The following is a 23,052-nucleotide window of genomic DNA, read 5'->3' as shown; positions in this document are numbered from 1 at the left end:
CCCTAACTCAGACACGGAGTATGGGTAGCGGGAGTATAGGGGAATGTGGGCGGGACTATACCTGAAGGGTAGGGGAACATGCCCAAAGACCATGACATGATTCTACTTTGAGATAATACACTACTATCAGTTTTTTGAAAAATACCCTGTTTACGGGATGGACAACAAAAGAATTTTTGAACTAGTTTAGCAAATCAGAAATTAAATCCTCTAGCGATTACCTACATGGTCAAACAGAGGATGATTTTGATTTTGCAGAACGCTTTACTGCCTTGAAGGCAGAATTGGAAGCCCAACTGAAAGAAGAAGCTGAACTGAATAAAATCATTGCTGAAAATCTCAATAAAATACAGATGTCATGATGAGTGCCTATCCTGATTTCCCATTAGTGCAAGATGGACTTGCACAAACTGATATTGAATTAGATTTAATGGTATCGCAAAATTCGATACCTTCTAAAAAAAGTCTCGGAGGGGCTCTGCCATTTGTTTTTAAAAAAGGGGAATTACATAAAAAAGCAATGTGCAAAAAATGCATATTCCAAATTCTGATAAACTGGTTGTCTTTTACAATCTGGATGTCATCATTTCTGTTGGTTACCGTGTAAAATCCAATCAGGATTTATGAAAAATGAAATCATCTTATATCAAACAAATGAATTACCTGAGGATATTGAGGTAAGAATGGATGAAGAAAGAGAAACTTTTTGGCTTTCTCTCAATCAAATTGCCAAGCTTTTTGAAAGAGATAAATCTGTAGTTTCCCGGCACTTGAAAAATATTTTCAGGGATAAAGAACTGGACAAAGATTCAGTTGTTGCATTTTTTGCAACAACTGCAGCTGACGGAAAAACTTATAATGTTGAGCATTTTAATCTTGATGCTATACTTTCGGTTGGTTACCGAGTCAACTCAATACGAGGAACACATTTCCAAATTTGCGGAAATATTTGAAAAATAATAACCCTATGGGATTGACCTTAAGCCATATAGAAAGCAAGATTTACTCCATTAGAGGGGTGCAGGTAATGCTCGATAGTGATTTGGCACTTCTTTACGGAACAGAAACTAAGTTTATCAACAGAGCAGTAAAAAGAAATCCTCTTAGATTTCCTGATGCTTTTATTTTTCAATTAACAGAAAAAGAATGGATTGACTTGAAGTACCATTTTGGAACCTCAAGTGAACATGGGGGCAGAAGAACAATGCCCTATGTATTTTCAGAACAAGGCGTATCTATGCTTTCTGCTGTTTTAAATACTGATTTTGCCATTCAAGTAAGCATCCAAATCATGCAAGCCTTTGTTTCCATGCGCAAGTTCCTGATGAACAATGCTTCTGTTTTTCAGCGACTTGACCAAGTTGAACTCAAACAACTGAAAACCGATGAAAAGCTGGAACAGATTTTTAAAGCCTTAGAAGCCGGACAGCCCAAACCCGACAAGGGCATCTTCTTCGAGGGACAAATTTTTGATGCCTATGTGTTTGTGGCAGACCTCATCAAAAAGGCAAAAACCAACATTATCCTGATAGACAACTATGTGGACGAATCCGTTTTGAACTTGCTTCTAAAACGTTCTAAAAAAGTTTCTGCTACTATTTATACCAAAAACATCAGCAACCAACTCTTGCAGGACCTAAAGAAGTACAACAGTCAGTACCCGGAAATCAATATTCAAGAATTCAAAGAATCCCATGACCGATTTTTAATTATAGATGGAAAAGAACTTTACCATATTGGCGCTTCGCTCAAGGACTTGGGAAAGAAATGGTTTGCCTTTTCGAGAATGGATTCGTTTGTCAACGAAGTCCTGCAAAAATTAAAAGAAGGTGAAAAAGACGGATAACGTCTGACCAGCCTAGCATGGAAATAAAAAACTGACAGCCGAAGACTGTGATACGCTTCTCCATGAAAGAAGGAGTTCTAGTATCGGTAGGACATGGTGGGCGGGACTATACCGGAGGGGTAGGGGAACATGCCCAAATACCATGACATGATTCTACTTTGGAATATTACCCTTCTATCAATTTTTTGAAAAATACCCTGATCACGGTATTTTTATGTTCTTAGGGAATGGGTAGGTTTGAAAATTGGAGGTTTATGATTGAGGAAACGATTGAAAATCATTTGATTTCCCTCACCCCATTTAATGAGCACCAGATCATCGTTTTCAAATTGGACGAGTTGATGCAGTATTGTGATGAGTTAGAGGCAAGTATCAAAGAAAGTCAACAGCAAAATGAGATGCTGTTGCAGCAGGTGCTGAGGGAGGCGCTTGATCCGAAAGAAAAGGAGGTTTATAATGTATGATTATTTAAAATTGCCACATGTTTCAATACCGAATTTGGAATCACCCTCACTTCCAAACAGTATTTATGATCAATATGAGGAGGTAAATAGACTTATAATTATAGGAAATGGTTTTGATCTTGCCCATGGTTTAAAGACGAGCTTTAAAGACTTTATTGAAGACTATTTTTATTCAATTCTAAAAAATATTAAAGATGACTTAAAACATGAAGATCCATTAATATCGATTACATCAAAAGGTTATATAGATCAATTAATTCCTGGCATTAACTTGATTCAACCAGATCGAGCATACAAAGAATTAAAAAAATTAATGAAAAGTGGAATATTGACTACTCATTGGAAATCAGACATTCTCGATGCTATTTGTAATGATATTGACGATAAAAATTGGGTGGATATCGAGTTGATCTATTTTGATTTGTTAAAAGAGGCCAACAAATCGAATAATGAAAAGTCAATTAATGATTTGAATTGCGAAATGACCTATTTAAAGAAAAAACTAATTTGTTATCTTAAACGGGAGGTTGAAAATCAAAAAACAAACTATGAATCAAATTTAAACTCTTATTTAAGATTAGCAAATCAATTTTTAGAACCAATAAGTATTCTTGAAGTTCAGCCGAATACAATTAGAAAAGAGACAAAACCAAGTTTTATTACAATTTTAAATTTTAATTATACGCATACGCCGAAATATTATTTTAAAGAATTCAAGGGCCAAAATTATGATTATATCTCTATTCATGGAGAACTTGAAGGAAATGATAATGATTCGCAAAGTCCAATTTTTGGATTTGGAGATGAATTAGATGAAGAATATTTAAAATTTGAACTTCAAAATAACGACAATTTATATGAGCATATTAAATCCTTTAAATATCTTCAATTTGATCATTATAGGAAATTATTGGAATTTATAGAAGGATTGCCTTTTCAAGTACACCTTTATGGTCATTCTTGTGGACTTTCTGATCGTACTATGCTTAGTACAATTTTTGAAAATGAAAATTGCATTTCGATCAAAATTTTTTTTCATGAAAAGAAGTCGGGAAATGACTATGAGAAAAAGACTTTTGCCATTTCAAGACACTTCAAAAGTAAAGCATCCCTTCGCTCCAAAGTTGTAAATAAAAGATATTGTTCACCTATGGTTCAACCAGTGAGCGATTCCGAGTAAGGATTAATATCTGAAAATTAATTTACATTCGGCACAATTAGTATTTGGTTTATTGCCTCTAGCCCTTCCTCTTACTTCTTACTTTTCACCTATTTTTTGACTCTAAACCAAATCAAACCCTGATCAAAAAAAAAGGATGTAAGGCTAAATTCCCTACATCCCGTTTTGTAAGTCAATATTCAAACCTGATCTCTACTTAAACCAAGAAATCAGGGTTTTTATATTTTGGTTTGGGGTATTTGTAGAATCCCTCTCCAGATTTTTCACCGAGTTTTCCTGCGTCGACGTATGTTTTCAGCAGGGCGGCAAAGGCTTGGGAGGCTTTGTCAGGCTGGTTTTTGGTGACATGCCAAGCGGTCTCCAAACCGATGGTATCCAAGATTCCAAAGGGACCTTTTGGCATGTTGAAGTTGACCATCCAAGACTTGTCAATGTCCTCAATCGAGGCGATGTCGTTTACCAAGAGCTTTCCTGCAGCACCAATAAATGACATCAGCATGGTATTGAAGATATATCCGTTGTTTTCCTTTTTGACCAAAACGGGAACCTGTTCCAAAGATCTGCCAAAGTCCATCAGCAGGGGAATCAGTGCGGGGTCTGTACCGGGATGCGGCATGATGTCTATCACTTTTGCGGTAAACACATCATGGAAATGCAAGGCACAAAACTTGGAAGGACGGCCTGAAACTTCCGCAAACATAGACGGCAACAGGTAGGAGGTGTTGGTGGTAAAAATGGTTTTTTCAGGGGCGATTTCTCCAAAGAGTTTCCACACTTCCGTCTTGACACTCACTTCTTCCAACACACTTTCATTGATAATATCTGCCTCATGGACAGCTACTTTTGGATCTTTGGTGAAAGTGATTTTTTCGATGGCCATCAAACCTGATTCGGATTCCAAGCCACTTGCTTTGGCAAGCTTGGTGACTATCGTTTCCATCACTTCTTTTGCGCTTTTCAGGGATTTGAGATTGATGTCATAAAGGGAAACCTCATATCCTGACAGGGCTGCCTGAAGGGCAACACGGGTTCCCAATGTACCTGCACCTAGAACACAAACTTTTTTGATTTTCATAGTTTAAATTTTATTGGTTTGGATACTGTTCATCGCTTTTTTTCCACAGGCATCTACTACATGGATCAATGCAGAAAACCTTGGATCTTGGGCAAAGCCCATTGTAAATCTTTTATAAATCTGCTGGGCAATCACAGCTACTTTGAATAAACCATAGGTATAATAAAAAATCATATTTTCCAAATTGAGGGGGCTTTTGGAGGCATAATAGTGAATGGCTTCGGCCCTGGTTAAATTGCCTTCCATGTAGCTCAGGTTAAACATTTTGAGGATATCCGAGTCTCCTGCTTCCGCCCAATAGGCCAAAGAGGTGCCAAAATCCATCAAAGGATCTCCGACTGTCGCCATCTCCCAATCCAAAACAGCTTTGATGGTAGGGTCCTGAGGACTGGCCAAGACGAGGTTGTCAAACTTGTAATCATTATGGATAAATCCGATATTCTCATTTTTGGGGAGATTTGATTTGAGCCAGTCACTGACTGCTTCCAATTCTTTCAGTTCATCCGTTTTTGCATTGAAATACCTTTCTGACCAACCCAAAACCTGTCTTTCCACATAGCCTTCCGGTTTTCCCAATTGGGACAAACCTGATTTTTCAAGCTCCAGGTGATGGAGTTCCAATAATCCATCTATCGTGTTTTTGGATAGTTTTTGGAAATAGTCCTTTCCAAGCGTCATGCCCTCGGGGATTTTATTCCTAAGGATCAGACCATCTACTTTTTCCATGATGAAAAAAGGTGCCCCGATGACCGTTTCGTCCTCACAGCATAAAATGGGTTTGGGAATTTTGTCATATCCGGCTTTCTCCAGTGCCTCCAAAATCCGGAATTCCCGGACCATGTCATGGGCTTTGCTGATTTTCATGCCCAAAGGCGGCCTTCTCAGGACATATTGCCCATCAGGAGAATTGATCAAAAATGTAAGGTTAGAATACCCTCCCTTGAATTGGGAGATCACCGTACTTTGAGGATCGAGATTCAGTTTTGCTTCCAAAAAAGGAAAGAGGTTTTCGAGACCTTGGGGTTCCTTGTTCATTCTTGAGAATAGTTTTTTAGGATTCTTTTGGCCAAAACTGACTTGTGCACCTCATCAGGCCCATCGTAAATCCTTGCCCCGCGCTCATGTCTGTACCAAAATGAAAGCAAAGTGTCATCGGTTATTCCCAATGCCCCATGTACCTGAATGGCTTTGTCCAGGGTAGTCATCAGGACATCAGAGACAAAAAACTTGATCGTAGAAATGTCCTCTTTGGCGGCTTTCGCTCCTTCCTGCTCGATTTTGTGGGCTGTTGTCATGACCATCAGTCGGGAAGCTTTGATACCCGCAGCGGCTTCGGCAATCCAATTTTGGATGGTTTGTTGGTTGGCCAAAGGTTTGCCGGGATCCAATTGTCTGGACAAGGCACGCCTGCACATCATTTCCAAAGACCGCTCACAGATTCCGATCCAACGCATGCAGTGATGGATTCTACCCGGTCCCAATCTTTCCTGTGCCAAAGCAAAACCCTGTCCTTCTTCCCCAATCAGGTTGGAAATCGGAACCCTGCAATTGGTAAACATCACTTCCCCATGGGATAAGTAATCTTCCCCGACATCACCCATGATGGGGATATTTCGGAGCAATTTGTAGCCGGGATTATCCAAAGGAACCAAAATCATGCTTGCCCTCAGGTAAGGATTGGGGTTAGTTGGATCAGTCAAAGCCATGACGATGGTAAAATCCGCCCCATCTGCTGCTGTGGTAAACCACTTATGGCCCTTGATGATATAGTCATTTCCTTCTTTGACGGCCGTGGTCGAAAGGTGAACAGGGTTGCTGCCGGGATTATTGGGTTCGGTCATGGCGAAACAGCTCCGGATTTCCCCCCTTTGAAGCGGAACAAGGTATTTATCCTTTAGCGCTTTGCTGGCAAAGCGGTGCATCAACTCCATATTCCCGATATCGGGTGCGTTGCAATTGAAGATATAATGTCCAATGGGGCTTTTTCCCAAAACCTCAGAAATACTTGCAAACTCTGTCAGGTCCAAGCCCAAACCTCCGTCTTCCTTGGAAAGGTGGGGGGCGAAGAGTCCTTCCTTTTTTGCCAGTTCCCGCAAGGATTTCAGCTTCGGCAAAACTGCCTTGAAAGAACCATAAACAGCTTCCTGTTCCAAAGGATGGACATGGGTTTTGATAAAAATCTCGTACCGGGATACCAAGTCCTGCACCTCTTTCGAGGCAAATATTTTATTGAATTCCATAAGGTCGATAGTTAAATGGTAAAACCTCCGTCTGCTGTTAAGGTAGCGCCGGTGGTGTAGGAAGAGGCTTTGGATGCCAAAAAGAGCGCCATGGCACCGATTTCCTCGCTTGTTCCCACCCTTTTGATGGGGAGGGCTTTCATCATGTGGTCCATGATTTTTTCATTGCTCCAAAGGGCTTCTGAAAATTTGGTTTGGATCAATCCCGGGCAGATAGTATTGACCCGGATTTTATGGTCGCCCCATTCTTTGGCATATACTTTTGAAAGGGAAATCAAGGCCGCCTTGCTGACACTGTAGATTCCCAATCCTTGTTCGGGCGATATGCCGCCGATCGAACTGATGTTGATCACTGCCGCACACGAAGAAGCGCGGAGATAAGGAAAACATAAATTCATCAGGTGAAAAGGGGCTTTGACATTGACATCCATGATCTTGTCGAAGGCTTCGGGAGTTGTATTATGAACCGGTCCAAAAACAGGGTTGACGGCAGCATTGTTGACCAAAATATCAATTTGTCCATATTTCTCGATGGTCTGTTTGACCAGGTTGTCCATCTCTTCCATGCGGCCCACATTACAGGCAATGGCAGCAACTTCATAGCCTTTTTCCCTGAGTTGGGTGGCCATTTCATCCAATGCTTCCTGCTTTCTGCTGCTGATGACGACTTTGGCCCCGGCAGCGGCAAAAATCTCTGCGATCCCGAAACCTATACCTTTGCTTGCACCTGTGATGATGGCCACTTTGTTTGCCAATGAAAATAATGCAGATAAATCCATAATTGTTATTTGGGTTTTTAGATAGGCTACAAGATAAAAATTAAAGCCTTGAAAGGCTACCTAGACCCAAAAAAATATTATGCATACCGAGTATTTTTTATAACTTCATTTTTGAAAACAGAAAATAAATCCATCTTAACAGAAATATGAAACAAGTAATTTTTCACCAGACAGGCCTTCCTTCAGAAGTATTACAGCTTGAGGAAGCGCCTATGCCACAGCCAAAACCGCATGAAGTCAGGATCAAAGTAACTGCACGCAACATCAATCCATCGGACATAATGTTTGTAAGGGGTATGTATGGCATCACACCCAAACTACCAAGCAGCGCAGGATTCGAAGCTGCCGGAGTCGTAGATGCATCCGATGAAAGCAACTCAATACCCGTGGGTACCAGAGTGATTTTTACCGCTATCGGAACCTGGAAAGAATATGTTTGCATTCCTGCCTCATTGGTCATCCCAACGCCGCAAGGAATGACAGATGAGGTAGCCTGTCAGGCATTTGTCAATCCTTTGACTGCATATGGAATGATCGAAACAAGCGGATTGAAAGAAGGGGATTGGCTATTGATCACTGCGGGAGCCTCTGCCTTTGGCAAATTGGCCATCCAAATGGCGCACCAAAAAGGAATCAAAGTTGCCTGCACCGTACGTAGGGAGGACCAAAAGGAAATGCTACAATCCATCGGCGCGGACCTTGTCATCAATACCGAGAAGGAAAAACTTCAAAAGGTAATTGCCGAACATACCGGAGAAGGAGTGTCTGTTGTATTTGACGCGGTAGGAGGGGTTCTTGGTGCCAAAGCCATCGCAAGCCTAAAAACAGGCGGAAAAATGATGGTTTTTGGATTGCTGAGTCTGGAAAACATCCCTTTGAATTCAGGCTTGTTGATCTTCAAAAATCTAAAAGTGGAAGGTTTTTGGTTGACCACTTATATGGAAAACCTGAGTCCCGAACAAAGAAAAACCCTGTTTAAAACCGTGTTTACCTATTTGCTATCCAATAAAGTAAAGGTAGATGTGCAGGATTCCTTTCCTTTGGAGCAATTCAAAGAAGCATTGGAAGCTTACGAAAAAGGTGGAAGAAACGGGAAAGTATTGTTGGTTTCCAAATAAAAAAAGGAGAGAGGATTCTCTCCTTTATGTTTTTTTCTGATGAGGTTTGATCCTCCGTCATTCTGAGTCTCAAACATTTTATAAATGTTCAGAAAAGGAATGACGGTTGTTGCGTCATCTTGAATCCGAGGTACAGCCTGTCCCGATTTTTCGGGAAGGATGAAAGATCTCAGAAAAAAGAGACCCTTCACTACACTCAGGGTGACGACCAAGAGATTCACGTCATTCTGAACCGCAGCCTGCGGAGGTGAATAATCTCTTTAATGAGACACTTCTCTATGTTCAGTGTGACGACCCGAATTTATACGTCATTGGTAGTCTTAAACACTTTGCTAATATTCAGAATGGGGAATGAGGATTGGCGTTACGTCATCCTGAAGGAGGTACTGCCTGTCCCGTTTTCTTCGGGAACTGAAGGATCTCATTAAATGGAGACCCTTCGCTATACTCAGGGTGACGTAAGATGATTTCAATGGTAGTGAAGCAAAGAGTCTGACCAATTTAAATTATGAGATGCTTCTCCTCCGCAAGCTCCGGTTCAGCATGACGCAACACCAACCGTCATTCCTACTGCGAAGGTGACGAATTCACTAAAACAAACTTCCCTGTACCGGTTGTACTTTTTGGGCTTGAAAGGTTCCTTTGAGCATGTCTTGAAGCAATCGGTTGAAAGAGGGTTTCCAGGTTTCCAGGTTGATTTTGGCATCTTTTCCTTCATAACCAACAGGGCCCAACAGCCTTTCATATCCTACCAACATGGCCCATATCGTATAGAAAGTGGCTTCAGCCTGTAATTCAGGTCTGATGCTGCCGTCTTTTATTCCTTGGACCACCATTTGGGTTCCTATCTTTCCGCAGTCATGGTGAACCTCCAAAAGCTTTTTAAAATGATCGCTTTCCAATACCAATGGATCTATTGTTGATCTAAGACTTTCATCATTATACTGCTGCACCAGACCCATAAAGTTCAGTATGGCTTCATAGTACATCCTGTTGCTTTTGGCAAACTTGAAGTAGTTATTAGAAAGCTCGGTCAGCATGTCAAGCCCGTTTCTGCCTTTGATTTTGATGACATCGCGGAATACATCCTTCAATTCATCAAAGGCTTTTTTGGTCACTGCCATGTACAGGTCTTCTTTGTTTTTATAATAAAAATAGGTGAGTCCTTTGCTTATTTTGGAAGCTTTGGCGACATCTTCCATTTTGGTGGACTGATATCCCTTTTCTGTAAAAAGCTTGATTGAAGCCTCTAAAATCAATTTTTCTTTCTGTTGTCTTTCCTGAGCTCCCATACTTTAAATCTTTCGAATTGTGTTCAAATATATTAAACAAGAGTCAGAAAGTCATTGGAAATTTATCAACAAAAAAGCAAAGGACTAATTGTCAATGCATTTGAAAAAAATCTGCCACTGTTCATTATTAAAAATACCACTGATTTCAGTGACTAAGGTGTGTAGGCATTCCCTGAAATAATCGCTGTAAAAATTTTTTATGCCCAAATAAGATCCTATAAATCTTTCCCTCAAATCATCCATTTCTTTGTCCAATTCTGATTCAGTAAGGATACCTTGCTCAAAATTTTGGATCAACTCCTGTCTTTCGGCTTCACTTTCTTCAAGCAAAACTTCGATTTCAGCGATATAAGACAAACCTACCGAATATCGACAAACGGCAAAAGTGTTGCTTGCCTCATTGATTTTGATTTTTTGGAGGATTCCGGGATTCAATGAATTGACACAATTGAACAACCTGAGGTTTTCCCCTTCAGGATTTTCAAGGTCAGCCATTCTGATCCCATATACCCCGTCCATTCCTTCATTTTCAATCGAAAAGGCCTGAGATTTGGTTCCACCCTGAATGGAGAAGATAAAGAATCCTTCGTGAATCTTGTCGACAACCCTGTCAATGTCTCCTGTAGTGGCTTCAGGAATTTGGGGGTCTTCTTTGATGCAGGAAGATAAAATGCCTGAAAGGAGAAGTAGGAAAAGCAATAAAAAATGAGGCGAAATCCGCATAATTGAATCGTCTTTGTCTTTCAAAGGTATAAAAAAAACCTAAAAAACACCGGATTGAGAGAGTTGCTGCATATGGTGATAGGTATATAGTTGAGAAATTTTTAATAAGAAAGCTTAAAAAATTTACCCGTGGCCTTGAAATTCCGTGAAGGACTTTCTAATCAACAGAATAATTTTTCAAAAAATGTTGGTCGATGGCGTTTCGTTTTGGAATAGCTATAAACTGCCTTGAATCATTTTCAGAATACTTAAAATTAGGTGATAGGTCTGTCAAGTAATTCCTTAATTGCATTCTTTTTTTAGTAAAAATCAATTCTTTGAAATAAAATAAAATGAATTTTTACCATCTTAAGGTAAGTTAGGATGTCAAGGTATCCCTGTTTTTATGGATGAAATTGTTCTAGCGTTTAAGGAAGGGGATTATTGAGAAGAAAATAACGCGCTGTATTTGGTTTTGACAAGGCTTTCTTTTTCCAAAAACCCCCATGAATTCCTGTATTTGATTTGCATGTCGCCTTTCAAAAATTGGTGAATTAAGCCATTTTCTAACAAATAAAACAAGCATGAGCCAATATGCGCTGATTACAGGAGCAAGAAAAGGATTGGGAAAAGCCTTCGCCATAGAACTGTCCAAAAGAAAAATCAATACCATACTCGTAAGCCGTCCGAACGACGGTTTGCAGGACCTTTGCGAAGAATTAAAAGAAAAATACCAGGTCGACTGCAGGTATTACGAAACAGATTTATCAGTATATAATAATTTGATTGATTTGGCAGATTGGGTTAACCTTCATTTTGATATCATCATTTTGATCAATAATGTTGGAACCGGCGGTACCATCAGGATGACTGATGCTTCCATTGAATATATTGATAAGATTTTAAAACTGAATATTGTCACTACTTCGGTGCTCACCCATCAACTTATGCCAAACCTGTTGAGACAGCCTAAAGGGTATATTTTGAATGTTTCAAGCTTGGCAGCACATCTTCCCATTGGTTTTAAAACCGTCTATCCTGCCTCAAAATCATTTATCTATTCCTTTTCAAGAGGCCTTAACCAGGAATTGAAAGGCTCAAATGTGTCTGTGAGTGTGGTAAGTCCCGGGCCAATCAGGACAAATGGCGATGTCGTAAATAGAATCAGCAAAGGATACTTTGGCAAATTTATGATCCTGGAACCGGAGGAGATTGCCAAGAAATGTATCCGTCAACTTTTTGAAAGGAAAGCTGAAATCATCGTAAACCCGATGGTTTGGCTTCTTATTAAGATTTTGCCAACATGGATCACAACCCCTTTGATGACTAAAATCGCGAAAAAAGAATTAGGCTAAAATAGGGATTTAACATCCCTATTTATTTTGGATTCAAAAGTAAAAAAATGAATTCAAAAACCTTAAATTCAATTACTTGCAGGGTATTTTTTTATTTATTCTGAATGGTTAAATTCGGATCATACCCAATTTAAACCCCAACACTTATGGTAATTTCATTTCAAAAAAAACTGCAATCTAAACGACTCCTCTTTTTAGGCGTTCTCCTTTTCTTTCTAGGCTTGCTCGTAGGTTTGTTTATTCCGATAATGGCCAATCCGAGGATGGGTTTATCCTCCCATTTGGAAGGTGTCTTGAACGGGATCTTTTTATTGGCTTTAGGTCTAATCTGGGAAAGGTTGGATCTATCTCAAAAATGGCTAAACGCAACGTTTTGGCTAACAGTCTATGGTTCATTTGCCAACTTTCTCGCTGTATTGATAGCAGCTGCTACAGGTGCAGGGAAAATGATGCCTTTGGCAGGAGGGCAAGAGGGTTCAGGTGTTGTTGAAGCCCTCGTGTCCTTTTTGCTGATTTCCCTTTCCCTTGCCATGTTGACCGCTTGCTCTTTGGTATTGATGGGATTATATAACCACTTAAAATCAAAATGATGAATAAAAAAAATTCCATCACTTTCTACATACAGACAATGTGAAAGTGATGGAAACCAATTGAAATAAGCTTGGATTTAATGCTTTACTGAAATGATATAATATTGTTTTTTGCCTTTTTGGACCAATAAGTACTTCCCTTGAAGCAGTGAAATTGAAAGACCTTGGTTTGGGTCTGATATTTTCTCTTTGTTGATAGAAACCCCACCACCTTGGATCATTTTTCTTGCCTCACCTTTGGAAGGAAAGATAAGTCCATTGGTTTTTTCTGACAAGAGGTCGACCACATTGGCAGCAGACTCATATTCAGATTTGGAAATCTCAGCCTGCGGTACGCCTTCAAACACCTGCAGGAATGTCCGTTCATTGAGTGTGGCGAGGTCCTCTGTGGATGATTTTCCAAAAAGAATTTCAGAGGCTTTTACGGCCATGTTGTATTCGTTTTCACCATGGACCATGATGGTGACCTGCTTGGCGATTTCCTTTTGAATTACCCTAAGGTGAGGGGCTTCAGCCTGTTCTTTTTCCAAGTTTAGAACAGTTTCCTGATCCAAAACCGTGAAAATCCTGATGTACTTGGAAGCATCCTCATCAGACACATTCAGCCAAAACTGGTAAAATGCATAGGGTGAGGTCTTCTCAGGATCGAGCCAAACAGAACCGCTTTCTGTTTTTCCAAATTTGGTACCGTCTGCTTTGGTGATCAAAGGAACCGTTAAGGCATAGGCACTTCCACCTTCCATTTTGCGGATCAATTCCGTACCCGTGACGATATTTCCCCATTGGTCAGAACCACCGAGTTGGATGGCTACATCCTTGTTTTTCCACAAATGATAAAAATCGTATCCTTGGATCAGTTGGTAAGAGAACTCTGTAAATGACAGGCCATTTCCGTCTTCCAACCTTCTTTTTACCGAATCCTTGGCCATCATGTAATTGACTGTGATGTATTTTCCCACATCTCTGATAAATTCCAGAAATGAAAATTGGGACATCCAATCGTAATTATTCACCAATTCGGCCTTATTCGAAGTTCCTTCTCTGAAGTCCAAAAAATGGGACAATTGCTTTTGCAAAGCGGCCACATTATGGTCCAAAGTGGCTTTGTCCAAAAGATTTCTTTCTGCTGATTTGAAACTCGGATCACCGATCATCCCTGTAGCCCCTCCCACGAGCGCATAAGGTTTGTGGCCCGCCCTTTGGAAATGCAGCAAAGTCATCACTCCGACGAGGTGACCGATATGCAATGAATCAGCTGTGGGGTCGAATCCAAGGTAGGCAGATGCCATTCCTTTGTTCAGGTATTCTTCGATCTCCGGGGTCATATCCTGAAGCATTCCTCTCCAGCGCAGCTCTTCAATAAAGTTATTCATGGGAAACTCTGATTTTTTGAAGGTGCAAATATAGTTTTTTGAATTCCTGATAAGGAATAAATTATGGATTTCTTGATCAAGCTTGGTTCAAAAAAATGAATTGCCGAAATAGGATAAACACTTAAATCGATTCGACTTCAGTTTACCAGGCTATCCCATAATCTTCACCGTGGTTGCTTGAACCTCCCCAAAATGTTCCATGCTTCCAATCAAACCAAATGGCATTCAGTGGGCCTGAAGTCCTTTCAAGCATGTTTGGCTTATAGCCTCTATTTTGCAAGTCTTTTCTTACCCAAGCCGGTACTTGACTGTTGAGCGTGATAGATCCGGGTTTGGACTCATGCGCCCCGAACGAAGATTGGATCTGGTAGTTATGGATATTGGCTGCCTCTGCAGCTTCCTGAACGGTCATTCCAAATTCGACGATATTCAAAAATAACTGAAGCAGGTCTTGGTCTTGCGTATCGCCGCCCTGCACTGCAAAGGACAAGAAGGGTTTACCATCTTTCAGTGCCATACTTGGTGTCAGGGTAACCCTTGGTCTTTTTCCCGGTTCAAGGACATTGAAGGGGTTGAGTTTTTCATCCAAGACAAAACTCTGCATCCTTTGACTCATTCCCACTCCTGTATTTCCTGCGATTGTAGCAGGGACCCATCCGCCTGAAGGAGTAATCGATACTACCCAACCTTCCTCGTCCGCAGCCTGAATAGAAGTGGTTCCGGCAAGAAAATGTTCCAAAAAGGGATCGTCTAAGCCTTGGATCGGCATTTCAGGACGGTCGTACACCAAGGCTTCCTTCCTGTTTGCCAAGAGGTGTTTAAAAGGATTGGTTTCTCCCTGAAAAGGGTAGGGGTCGCCCGGACCGATTTCAGGATCGTTCTTTTCTTTGATCAGTTTTGCCCGCTCTTTCGCATATTCTTTGGACAGCAAACCTTTCATCGGGCTTTTTGGACCAAAGTCAGGATCACCATAATAGAAATCACGGTCAGAAAATGCCAAACTCATGCTCTGGTAAACTGTATTGATGTAATTGGCGGAATTATATCCCATTGACTTGAGGTCAAAATTTTCGAGGATATTCAGACTTTGGAGCAATGCCGGACCTTGGGTCCATTCCTGAAGTTTGTAGACATCTATTCCTTTGTAATTGACTTTCAGCGGTTCTTCGATTTTTACTTTCCATTTGGCAAAATCTTCCATGGTAAAAAGACCGCCCTGTTCTCTAGCGCCCCTTACAATTTCAGCCGCAATATCGCCTTTGTAAAAACGCTCATAAGCGGCATAGATGGCTTCTTTCCTCGATTTTCCGGCAGCAAGCGCGGCCTTTTCTGTATCCACCAATTTCTTCAAAGTTTGATACAGGTCTTCCTGCACAAAAATTTCCCCCGGATAGGGTGCTTCTCTCTCTTCTCCCAAATGTGGTAGAAAAACTTTTTTTGAATATGGCCATTCTTTGATCAAGTCCTTTCTGTTTTCAATCATGTTGGCGGTTTGTGCTTCTATTGGATAACCCTTTGCCATTTCCATAGCAGGGGCAAGCACCTGCTCCAAACTCATCGTGCCATATTCCGCCAATATGGTCATCAATCCACCGGGAGTTCCCGGAGTAGTAGCTGCCAAAGGACCGAATTCAGGTGGATAGGCCATTCCCTTTTCCTTGAAAAAATCCACTGTAGCACCCGTCGGGGCAATTCCCATGGCATTGATGGCAATGACTTTCCCTGTTTTTGGATTGTAAATCAAAGCCTGCGTCTCACCACCCCAACTCAACACATCCCACATGGTACAGACAGCAGCAAGCATGGCACAGGAAGCATCCACAGCATTTCCACCTTGGTTGAATATCATGGCGCCGGCAGTCGCACCAAGAGGCTTGCCTGTGATTGCCATCCAATGTTTGCCATGGAGGGGCGGTTTTTGGGTTTGGGCAAATGCACTGGCAAAACAAAAACTGAGGAACAGAAGAATTAGTGGTTTTTTCATCATGGCTGATTGTCGATTAATTTGGGTAGTAAAGGGTCAAAGCCCTCAAATTTGCTGTTGTATTGGGTGAAAAGACTGAAAAGGGAAGAAGCTTCTTTGAGGTTAAGCCTGTTTGTATCTGCAAAAGCTTCCATTTCAGCTTGGCTTTCTCCGAATATTGGGAATAATTTTTTCTTGTTGGAAGGGACTTCAATAATGTTTTTTCCTTCAACATAATAGTACACATACCGCTTGACCACCCTGTCATCAGGTTCACCCACCATCAAAGCCTGATTGTAATTTGACTCCTTGATGGAAGCAATGGTTCTTCTGACCAATGGCATTTTACCATCCACAAGCACTTCAAAAAATCCTGCAATCGGAGAACCTTCCTCTTTGAAATCCATGCCATTGATAAAATACCTAGGGACACCATGTTCTGAATCTATCCAAACAATGTTTCTTACCCTCAATCCGGGAACTGTGGTGGCCTCTTCAGAGTTTTCTGACCTCAATTCAAATGTATTGCTGTTGATATTATACCTGACAAAATAACCTTCAATAAGCTCTTCGTTCCTATAGAGTAGGATAGAGGCCTTGTTCCATTTTGTATCCAAATAGAAATTTCCCTGCAGCTTTTTAGGTTCAGGTGGAATCCCATAAATGGCATTTCCGCCTATGAAATTGGGCCTTTTGTTGAATAATTCGGCAATGTTGGTGGCTCTGATTGTTTTTTGTAAGGCAGCCCCTGTGGCGTCTTGATAGCCCATCGGGAAAAGTGTGATCACCCCTAAGTTTAAATCTTCCTTGACCTGAATCTGTGCCTGATACGATTGGAAACCGTTTAATTTGATATTCAGGACATAGGTATTTGCAAACACACTGTCAATGGTAAACTTACCGGATTCATTGGAAATTGCAGAAAAAGCAAAATCTCTCAATGTGATTTCCGCACCGGAGATTAGCTCTTCAGTTGCACCGTTTCTTAATATCCCGGTCAAGGTAAATCTTTGGGCGATTAATTCCTGTACTGAAAAAGTCAAAAGCGAAATCATAAGCAATAACTCCCTGAATCTATTCATTTTGCTTTTTATTGCGGTTTAAAGTATTGAGAGTAAATAGTTAGGAATACCATTTGTTTTGTAATCTGACTATGTTATCCTACATTTAACACTTGAATATAATTATTGATTTGGAATAACAGGAACAAAAACCCATGTACTTATTTTTTCTTTACTTAATGGGTGTGTTTTACGTTTTTGCGGGGACAATGCATTTTGTCAAACCAAGAATGTTCATCAAAATCATTCCTCCGTATTTTCCAAAACCAAAGCTATTGAATGCGATTGCAGGTATGTTTGAACTTGTTTTTGGTTTGGGTTTGTTATTTGAACCAACACGCTCAATATCAGCCATCGGGATAATTCTTCTTCTTTTGGCAGTGTTCCCTGCCAATATTTATATGTATCGAAAAGGCGCTAAAGGAATCCCAAAATGGGCCCTACTCCTAAGGTTGCCGATGCAATTTGCGCTTATTGCCTGGGCCTATGTATATGTCTAAACTGATTGACTTTGAATTTTAGTGATTTTAATTTTGAATCAAGCCTGAACGAAGGACTTGATGCCATGGGTTTTGATAAACCCACACCCATACAGGAATTTGCAATTCCCGTAATCCAACAAGGGAAAGACCTGATCGCCTGCGCACAGACAGGTACCGGAAAAACTGCCGCATTTATTCTCCCTATCCTAAACAAGATGGCCAAGGAAGGTCAGACCGGTTTGAATACCCTGATTTTGGCCCCTACAAGAGAGTTGGCCATTCAGATTGACCAACAGATCCAAGGCTTTGCTTATTTCTTGGGAGTAAGTTCCATTCCGGTCTACGGAGGTGGAGATGGTATTGCTTGGGAGCAACAGAAAAAGGCCATGGAAGTAGGTGCGGAAATCATTGTAGCCACCCCGGGTAGACTGATTGCATTATTGGCAGGAGGAAAGATCAATTTTGACAAATTGGAGCACCTCATCATGGATGAAGCGGACAGGATGCTCGATATGGGCTTTTCAGAAGATATTCTCAAAATCGTCAACTACCTACCAAAAGACAGGCAGACGATTCTTTTTTCTGCCACCATGCCACCCAAGATCAGGCAGTTTTCCAAACAACTCCTCAACAACCCTGAGGAAATAAGCCTTGCAATCGGAAAGACCGCAGCCAATGTTACGCAAGGGGTTTACTTGGTCTATGAAAGCCAAAAGGAAGCTTTGGTAAGAAGTATCCTAACCAAAAAGGATTACGAGGCAGTGATCATTTTTGCTTCTACCAAAGAGAAAGTAAAAAACCTGTATAAGTTATTAAAAAAGGATTTTGATATAGAAGCTTTTCACTCTGATTTAGAGCAGGTTGAAAGGGAAATCATCATGTCAAGATTTAAGAATAAGTCCCTCAAAATTCTTATCGGAACAGACATCATTTCCCGTGGAATTGACGTCGTCGGAATAGAATTGGTCATCAATTATGATACACCAAATGACCCTGAAGACTATGTTCACAGGGTAGGACGGACCGCAAGGGCCGACAGCAACGGGGAAGCCATCACATTTGTAAGTGACAAAGACCAATACAAATTATCCCGCATAGAGCAGATGATCGGTATGGAAATTGAAAAATTCCCGCTTCCCGAGGGATTTGAATCAGGTCCTGAGTACAAAAGCAAAAGCCATCACTCGGAAAAAACGGGGGATTTCAAGGGAAAGAAAAGTTTCTCTAAGAATTCCAAAAAGAAGAAAAACTTCAAACCTAGGGACAATCAAAATCCAGTATCCAAGGAAAAACCAACGGTAAAGCCTTCAGAGCCAAAACAGGAAACAAGGCCTCCCAGAGAAAAAACCCTTGACTCCAATAAAGAAAAAAGCACTCCATTTGGGAAAAGAACCAATGTGATTGATTGATCACGGGATTTTAAATAAACCAAAAAGAGGGCAGCGTTTTCGCTGCCCTCTTTTTTTATACTTTATTGTGTAAATAATTAATTCAAAATCACTTCGGCAAACTCTCCAAAACCATCCTGACCAATTCTGCTTTTTCTTTGTCTTTGATCCACCTAGCCACGATCACTAAGTCATTTTCTTCATCCACATAAATCATGTTGGTACCTGCACCCAAATGGAAAAAAGCAGATTCAGGTGCCGCCGGAATCACTTTTCGGTCCGTGTTCAGGAAATAATTCATGAAACCATAATTGGGTTGGACGGAAGTCGGGGTTCTGGACTTCTTGATCCAATCCTGAGAAATCACTTGTACGCCGTTCCAATTACCTTTTCTCAAAGTAAGATATCCAAACCTTGCCTGGTCATAGGCATTGATAAACATACCACCACCCCAATGTGACCCGCCGCTGACTGACTGCATGATCTGCCCATCAAGAATGATAAATGAGTTTTCATAGCCGGTCCATCTCCAGGTTGGGCTTGCACCGATTTTATCCATTAGGTTTTCCTTCAATACCACCGGAAGGGGCTTTCTCCAAACATTCAAAATGGCCAAAGCCAAGACATTGACCCTAGTATCGTTGTACTTATAAACTGTTCCGGGTTCATTTCTTGGCCTGTTCAGCCATTCGGATGAATTGCCCTGAGGACGGTCAGCCCAGTCGGGCTTACCCCATAGTGAACCTTCCCAATCCGAAGTCTGACGCAGCAGATGCTCCCAAGTGATCTTGCGGTTGTGCGGTCCTGCAAAAAGGTCAAATACATCTTCCTGATCCAAATGATCTGCTTTATTCATCAGAGATTTATGGGGCTCGTAAGGTATGATTGGCCCTACATAAGGATAAACAAGGTCCTTTTCACTTTTGATTAGACCCCTGTCAACAGCCATACCAACTGTAGAGGACAGGATACTTTTGGCCACGCTGAAGGTCAGGTCAACCCTTTCAGGATCACCCCATTGCCCTATGATATATCCTTTGTAAATGATCAGGCCATTTGCTGCACCCCTTTCTTTCATAGGTCCAACAGGAAATCCAAAAGGCTCTCTGCCAAAAGCACTTTGGTAATGGGCCATTTTCAGATTTGGGTCGGCCTCACTTTCCGTTGAATTTGCAAAATCTATCGCCTGCTGAAGTTTGGCCGCATCGACTTTCACCTCTGAAGGATTTTTTTGTTGCCAATTTCCTGCCGGAGGAAAATAAACCTGCTGCCCGATAGATGAAAATGGCATCAAAAAAACGCTTAAAGCAATGGTTATTTTGAAAATCTTTCTCATAATATTTTTTATTGAAGGTATCAGTAATCCTGTGGTCTTGGAAATCTTCTTACAGGATTAGCGCCTATTAACTTTAAAAGGTTGGTAATAATGCGTTAAATTGTAGCGTAAAACAATTATGACAGATATTTGTCTTACTTAAAATTGTGTTTAAATGGACCAAGAAAAAATTTACATCATCGGAGCCGGGATTTCGGGGCTGATCGCTGCCTATGAACTTGAAAGAGCGGGATATTTTCCCGAAATATTGGAAGCTTCAGATGGAGTTGGAGGGCGGGTCCGGACAGACATTGAAAATGGATTTCGCTTGGACAGGGGATTTCAGGTATTGTTGACAGCTTATCCTGAAGCTCAAAGGTATTTGGATTATGAAAAACTAAACCTCAAAATGTTTGACCCCGGCGCTATAATTTTCAAACCGGGTGACTTCTTTGCTGTTCATGATCCTTTAAGAAATCCAATGAGATTGTTTGGAATGGCATTTTCCAAAGTCGGAACGTTCAAGGATAAATTTAAAATCTTAAGCCTCACCAATTCCCTTAAAAAGAAAACCGAAGAGGAGATTTTTGCCGAACCATCCATTCCCACTATTGATTTTCTGAGGAACTATGGCTTTTCAGAAACCATCATTGATAACTTTTTTAAACCTTTTTTCAAAGGGATATTCTTGGAAAATGCTCTGCAGACTTCCTCACGGATGTTCAATTTTGTGTTCAGGATGTTTTCAATCGGATATGCTTCTATACCTGAAAAAGGAATGCAGGAAATTCCTAACCAATTGAAAAGCAAACTCCAACATACTGTTTTCCATTTCAATTCACCTGTTGAAAGAGTCGAAGGAAATACCATCCTTCTAAAAGATGGAAGGAAACTTCAGGCTGATAAAATCATCATCGCCTCACGTCCTGACAAAGTGCTGCCGCAGTTGGAAGGTCAGGTAAAGGAATACAGGAAGGTGATCAACATTTATTTCTCACTCGAAAAATCATTCATTGCCCAACCCATGATCGGCTTGGTACCTGACACCCAATACCTGATCAACAATTTTGTTTTCATGACGGATGTGTCCAAATCCTACAGCAGTACGGGGAGGGCATTGCTTTCTGTCTCGGTAACGCAGGATTCCAAAGCAGATGAGCTGTTGATCAAAATGGTGGCCTTGGAGTTGGAAGCCCTAACGGGTATCAAGGCTTCCTATTTCGACCAAATCAAAACTTATGAGATTCTCGATGCCCTTCCACAGGTCGATGACATGCAGTACACGATTTCTCCCACCAATACTAAAATTCAGGACAATATTTTCTTGGCCGGGGATTATTTGCTCAACGGATCAATCAACGCAGCCATGACAGCCGGTAGAAAGGCTGCGGAAGCGGTTATGTTAAGCCTTCAACCCATCCACTAAATTGAAAAAGACCATAGCAATAGCCGGAGCAGGAGGATACATCGGAAGGTGGTTTATCAATAAATATAAAAACAAGTACAACATCATCGCACTGAGTAGAAGGGATGCCATTCAAAATCCTGATCCTGAAGTGGAATGGCGAAAAGTAGAACTGTTTTCCATCACCTCGACTATTGAGGCTTTGCAAGGGGTAGATTATGCCATCTATTTGATCCATTCAATGAGTGCTTTGACACGCTTAGACCAAGGTAGTTTTGAGGATACTGATCTTTTGCTGGCTGATAATTTTTCCCGGGCTGCCGAAGCAAACAACATCAAACAGATCTTGTATCTGGGAGGAATTCTCCCCAAAGAAGTGGAAGAAGAAAAAATGTCCATCCACCTTAGAAGCAGGTTGGAAGTGGAAAAAACGCTTGGTGAAAGGGGAGTACCTGTCACTGCACTTAGGGCCGGAGTCATTGTTGGCCCGGGAGGGTCTTCCTTTGAAATGGTTAGAAATCTGGTCAGAAAACTTCCTATCCTGATGTGTCCCAAATGGACCACTTCCCAAACACAATCCATTTCTCTTCGCGATACATTGACGATTATGGATTCCTGCATTGGAAATGAAAATGTATTTGGAAGGGCCATTGAAATCGGAAGCCCCGAAATTTTATCCTACAAAGGAATGCTGGAAGAAACCGCAAGGGTAATGGGAAAGAAAAGGGTGATTTTTACAGTGCCCGTTTTTTCTGTGGGTTTTTCGAAACTTTGGGTGTCCTATTTTGGCGAAACCCCTTCCAAACTGGTTTCTCCTTTGGTCGAAAGTCTCAAACATACGCTGACAGTTTCCGAAGAACTGAAATTCAAAGAAAAAGAAATCGATTACCTGACTTATGAAGAAAGTGTAAAGGAAGCGCTTGATCCAAAGAATAAACTTCCTGCACTGCCAAAATTCAAACATGACAGGGAAGTAAAAAATACGGTCAGGAGCATCCAAAGAATGCCCAATACGAGGCATAAAAGCGCCTTGTGGGTGGCCAATAGGTATAAACGTTGGTTACCGACTTTTTTTAGATTTTTGATCAATGCCAAGGAAACAAGCCGGGGAGACATCGGCTTTTACCTGTTGAAAGGATCAAAACCGATGCTGCAACTGACTCTCATTCCTGATAGGAGCGATATAAAGAGGCAACTGTTTTACATCACAGGAGGATGGCTAGTGAAGCGATTTGACTATGGATGGCTGGAATTCAGGGAGGTACTAGGTGGAAAATATATGATCACGGCGATACATGAATTTGTACCGAGGCTTCCATGGTTTGTCTATGTCAATACCCAAGCCCGAATCCACCTTTGGGTGATGAACCGCTTTCGAGATTATCTGGAAAAATACAAGGGAAACTGAAAGAAGAGGTGGATTG

The 23,052-nt window shown here is 41.1% G+C and carries 22 protein-coding genes; 12 read left to right on the top strand and 10 right to left on the bottom strand.

The features are described from left to right. The first annotated feature begins 358 nt into the window (after positions 1-358). The 5 genes from NK987_RS17685 to NK987_RS17665 all read left to right on the top strand — a co-directional run bounded on the left by NK987_RS17685 (position 359) and on the right by NK987_RS17665 (position 3,490). Positions 359-607: a hypothetical protein gene (locus NK987_RS17685; RefSeq protein WP_259264942.1), complete on the top strand. Its 249-nt coding sequence runs from the start codon at positions 359-361 to the stop codon at positions 605-607. A gap of 16 nt (positions 608-623) precedes the next feature. Continuing rightward, the gene (gene rhuM, locus NK987_RS17680) at positions 624-953 is read left to right on the top strand and encodes a RhuM family protein (RefSeq protein ID WP_259264941.1); all 330 of its coding nucleotides are present in this window, start codon (positions 624-626) and stop codon (positions 951-953) included. A 14-nt stretch (positions 954-967) separates the two neighbouring features. Further along, positions 968-1,846 carry an ORF6N domain-containing protein gene (locus tag NK987_RS17675; RefSeq protein WP_259264940.1) on the top strand — a complete coding sequence of 293 codons (879 nt, stop codon included), beginning with the start codon at positions 968-970 and terminating at the stop codon, positions 1,844-1,846. A gap of 254 nt (positions 1,847-2,100) precedes the next feature. Beyond that, positions 2,101-2,310, top strand: a complete 210-nt coding sequence (locus NK987_RS17670) for a restriction endonuclease subunit S domain-containing protein (protein WP_259264939.1) — start codon at positions 2,101-2,103, stop codon at positions 2,308-2,310. Then, complete coding sequence (locus NK987_RS17665; RefSeq protein ID WP_259264938.1) at positions 2,303-3,490, top strand: AbiH family protein; 1,188 nt, start codon at positions 2,303-2,305, stop codon at positions 3,488-3,490. Before NK987_RS17670 ends, NK987_RS17665 begins: the two co-directional genes overlap by 8 nt. 196 nt (positions 3,491-3,686) lie before the next feature. Here the strand turns inward: NK987_RS17665 and NK987_RS17660 are convergent, their stop codons facing one another. From NK987_RS17660 to NK987_RS17645, 4 genes are read right to left on the bottom strand one after another with little or no spacing between them, the layout of a single operon-like run. Further along, the gene (locus tag NK987_RS17660; RefSeq protein WP_259264937.1) at positions 3,687-4,565 is read right to left on the bottom strand and encodes a 3-hydroxyacyl-CoA dehydrogenase; all 879 of its coding nucleotides are present in this window, start codon (positions 4,563-4,565) and stop codon (positions 3,687-3,689) included. A gap of 3 nt (positions 4,566-4,568) precedes the next feature. Further along, positions 4,569-5,600, bottom strand: a complete 1,032-nt coding sequence (locus NK987_RS17655; RefSeq protein WP_259264936.1) for a phosphotransferase family protein — start codon at positions 5,598-5,600, stop codon at positions 4,569-4,571. After that, entirely contained in the window at positions 5,597-6,805 is a 1,209-nt protein-coding gene (locus NK987_RS17650) for an acyl-CoA dehydrogenase family protein (protein WP_259264935.1), read from the bottom strand. Before NK987_RS17650 ends, NK987_RS17655 begins: the two co-directional genes overlap by 4 nt. A gap of 11 nt (positions 6,806-6,816) precedes the next feature. Then, a complete protein-coding gene (locus tag NK987_RS17645; protein ID WP_259264934.1) occupies positions 6,817-7,584 on the bottom strand; it encodes an SDR family NAD(P)-dependent oxidoreductase in 768 nt (255 codons plus the stop codon). 146 nt (positions 7,585-7,730) lie between these two features. Between NK987_RS17645 and NK987_RS17640 the strand changes: the two genes are divergently transcribed. Beyond that, positions 7,731-8,702 (top strand): zinc-dependent alcohol dehydrogenase family protein, encoded by a 972-nt coding sequence (locus tag NK987_RS17640; protein WP_259264933.1) that lies wholly within the window; start codon positions 7,731-7,733, stop codon positions 8,700-8,702. Positions 8,703-9,292: 590 nt separating this feature from the next. Here NK987_RS17640 and NK987_RS17635 read toward each other — a convergent pair. Together NK987_RS17635 and NK987_RS17630 are read right to left on the bottom strand one after the other, a co-directional pair. Continuing rightward, positions 9,293-9,994 (bottom strand): TetR/AcrR family transcriptional regulator, encoded by a 702-nt coding sequence (locus tag NK987_RS17635; RefSeq protein ID WP_258423621.1) that lies wholly within the window; start codon positions 9,992-9,994, stop codon positions 9,293-9,295. 84 nt (positions 9,995-10,078) lie between these two features. Further along, positions 10,079-10,717 carry a hypothetical protein gene (locus NK987_RS17630; protein WP_259264932.1) on the bottom strand — a complete coding sequence of 213 codons (639 nt, stop codon included), beginning with the start codon at positions 10,715-10,717 and terminating at the stop codon, positions 10,079-10,081. 563 nt (positions 10,718-11,280) lie between these two features. Here NK987_RS17630 and NK987_RS17625 point away from each other — a divergent pair. Both NK987_RS17625 and NK987_RS17620 read left to right on the top strand, forming a co-directional pair. Further along, the gene (locus NK987_RS17625) at positions 11,281-12,051 is read left to right on the top strand and encodes an SDR family NAD(P)-dependent oxidoreductase (protein ID WP_259264931.1); all 771 of its coding nucleotides are present in this window, start codon (positions 11,281-11,283) and stop codon (positions 12,049-12,051) included. Between the two features lie 146 nt (positions 12,052-12,197). Further along, positions 12,198-12,641 (top strand): styrene oxide isomerase, encoded by a 444-nt coding sequence (locus tag NK987_RS17620; protein WP_259264930.1) that lies wholly within the window; start codon positions 12,198-12,200, stop codon positions 12,639-12,641. A 77-nt stretch (positions 12,642-12,718) separates the two neighbouring features. Here NK987_RS17620 and tyrS read toward each other — a convergent pair whose 3' ends face one another. The 3 genes from tyrS to NK987_RS17605 form a co-directional block, all read right to left on the bottom strand. Further along, positions 12,719-14,014 (bottom strand): tyrosine--tRNA ligase, encoded by a 1,296-nt coding sequence (gene tyrS / locus NK987_RS17615; RefSeq protein ID WP_259264929.1) that lies wholly within the window; start codon positions 14,012-14,014, stop codon positions 12,719-12,721. Between the two features lie 142 nt (positions 14,015-14,156). Then, entirely contained in the window at positions 14,157-15,998 is a 1,842-nt protein-coding gene (locus tag NK987_RS17610; protein ID WP_259265027.1) for a gamma-glutamyltransferase family protein, read from the bottom strand. Next, positions 15,998-17,059: a carboxypeptidase-like regulatory domain-containing protein gene (locus NK987_RS17605; RefSeq protein WP_259264928.1), complete on the bottom strand. Its 1,062-nt coding sequence runs from the start codon at positions 17,057-17,059 to the stop codon at positions 15,998-16,000. Before NK987_RS17605 ends, NK987_RS17610 begins: the two co-directional genes overlap by 1 nt. A gap of 134 nt (positions 17,060-17,193) precedes the next feature. Between NK987_RS17605 and NK987_RS17600 the strand changes: the two genes are divergently transcribed. Together NK987_RS17600 and NK987_RS17595 are read left to right on the top strand one after the other, a co-directional pair. Next, the gene (locus NK987_RS17600) at positions 17,194-17,538 is read left to right on the top strand and encodes a DoxX family protein (RefSeq protein WP_259264927.1); all 345 of its coding nucleotides are present in this window, start codon (positions 17,194-17,196) and stop codon (positions 17,536-17,538) included. A gap of 11 nt (positions 17,539-17,549) precedes the next feature. Next, positions 17,550-18,929 carry a DEAD/DEAH box helicase gene (locus NK987_RS17595; protein WP_259264926.1) on the top strand — a complete coding sequence of 460 codons (1,380 nt, stop codon included), beginning with the start codon at positions 17,550-17,552 and terminating at the stop codon, positions 18,927-18,929. Positions 18,930-19,017: 88 nt separating this feature from the next. Here NK987_RS17595 and NK987_RS17590 read toward each other — a convergent pair whose 3' ends face one another. Next, positions 19,018-20,244 (bottom strand): serine hydrolase domain-containing protein, encoded by a 1,227-nt coding sequence (locus NK987_RS17590; RefSeq protein WP_259264925.1) that lies wholly within the window; start codon positions 20,242-20,244, stop codon positions 19,018-19,020. 154 nt (positions 20,245-20,398) lie between these two features. On the opposite strand from NK987_RS17590, the gene NK987_RS17585 reads away from it, so the two are divergent. Continuing rightward, on the top strand, positions 20,399-21,649 hold the full coding sequence (locus NK987_RS17585; RefSeq protein ID WP_259264924.1) for a protoporphyrinogen/coproporphyrinogen oxidase: 1,251 nt from the start codon (positions 20,399-20,401) through the stop codon (positions 21,647-21,649). Between the two features lies 1 nt (position 21,650). Further along, positions 21,651-23,036 (top strand): NAD-dependent epimerase/dehydratase family protein, encoded by a 1,386-nt coding sequence (locus NK987_RS17580; protein ID WP_258423611.1) that lies wholly within the window; start codon positions 21,651-21,653, stop codon positions 23,034-23,036. Positions 23,037-23,052: the final 16 nt, after the last annotated feature.

This window comes from Aquiflexum gelatinilyticum, from assembly GCF_024813435.1.
Lineage (GTDB): Bacteria > Bacteroidota > Bacteroidia > Cytophagales > Cyclobacteriaceae > Cognataquiflexum > Cognataquiflexum gelatinilyticum.
The sequence above is the reverse complement of the archived record's forward strand: the minus strand, read 5'-3'. Positions and strand labels throughout refer to the sequence as shown.

Bases quoted from the DNA above. Each gene is read 5' to 3' on its own strand.
- NK987_RS17685 (WP_259264942.1), top strand. From the start codon at position 359: ATGATGAGTGCCTATCCTGATTTCCCATTAGTGCAAGATGGACTTGCA.
- rhuM (WP_259264941.1), top strand. From the start codon at position 624: ATGAAAAATGAAATCATCTTATATCAAACAAATGAATTACCTGAGGAT.
- NK987_RS17675 (WP_259264940.1), top strand. From the start codon at position 968: ATGGGATTGACCTTAAGCCATATAGAAAGCAAGATTTACTCCATTAGA.
- NK987_RS17670 (WP_259264939.1), top strand. From the start codon at position 2,101: ATGATTGAGGAAACGATTGAAAATCATTTGATTTCCCTCACCCCATTT.
- NK987_RS17665 (WP_259264938.1), top strand. From the start codon at position 2,303: ATGTATGATTATTTAAAATTGCCACATGTTTCAATACCGAATTTGGAA.
- NK987_RS17660 (WP_259264937.1), bottom strand. From the start codon at position 4,565: ATGAAAATCAAAAAAGTTTGTGTTCTAGGTGCAGGTACATTGGGAACC.
- NK987_RS17655 (WP_259264936.1), bottom strand. From the start codon at position 5,600: ATGAACAAGGAACCCCAAGGTCTCGAAAACCTCTTTCCTTTTTTGGAA.
- NK987_RS17650 (WP_259264935.1), bottom strand. From the start codon at position 6,805: ATGGAATTCAATAAAATATTTGCCTCGAAAGAGGTGCAGGACTTGGTA.
- NK987_RS17645 (WP_259264934.1), bottom strand. From the start codon at position 7,584: ATGGATTTATCTGCATTATTTTCATTGGCAAACAAAGTGGCCATCATC.
- NK987_RS17640 (WP_259264933.1), top strand. From the start codon at position 7,731: ATGAAACAAGTAATTTTTCACCAGACAGGCCTTCCTTCAGAAGTATTA.
- NK987_RS17635 (WP_258423621.1), bottom strand. From the start codon at position 9,994: ATGGGAGCTCAGGAAAGACAACAGAAAGAAAAATTGATTTTAGAGGCT.
- NK987_RS17630 (WP_259264932.1), bottom strand. From the start codon at position 10,717: ATGCGGATTTCGCCTCATTTTTTATTGCTTTTCCTACTTCTCCTTTCA.
- NK987_RS17625 (WP_259264931.1), top strand. From the start codon at position 11,281: ATGAGCCAATATGCGCTGATTACAGGAGCAAGAAAAGGATTGGGAAAA.
- NK987_RS17620 (WP_259264930.1), top strand. From the start codon at position 12,198: ATGGTAATTTCATTTCAAAAAAAACTGCAATCTAAACGACTCCTCTTT.
- tyrS (WP_259264929.1), bottom strand. From the start codon at position 14,014: ATGAATAACTTTATTGAAGAGCTGCGCTGGAGAGGAATGCTTCAGGAT.
- NK987_RS17610 (WP_259265027.1), bottom strand. From the start codon at position 15,998: ATGAAAAAACCACTAATTCTTCTGTTCCTCAGTTTTTGTTTTGCCAGT.
- NK987_RS17605 (WP_259264928.1), bottom strand. From the start codon at position 17,059: ATGAATAGATTCAGGGAGTTATTGCTTATGATTTCGCTTTTGACTTTT.
- NK987_RS17600 (WP_259264927.1), top strand. From the start codon at position 17,194: ATGTACTTATTTTTTCTTTACTTAATGGGTGTGTTTTACGTTTTTGCG.
- NK987_RS17590 (WP_259264925.1), bottom strand. From the start codon at position 20,244: ATGAGAAAGATTTTCAAAATAACCATTGCTTTAAGCGTTTTTTTGATG.
- NK987_RS17585 (WP_259264924.1), top strand. From the start codon at position 20,399: ATGGACCAAGAAAAAATTTACATCATCGGAGCCGGGATTTCGGGGCTG.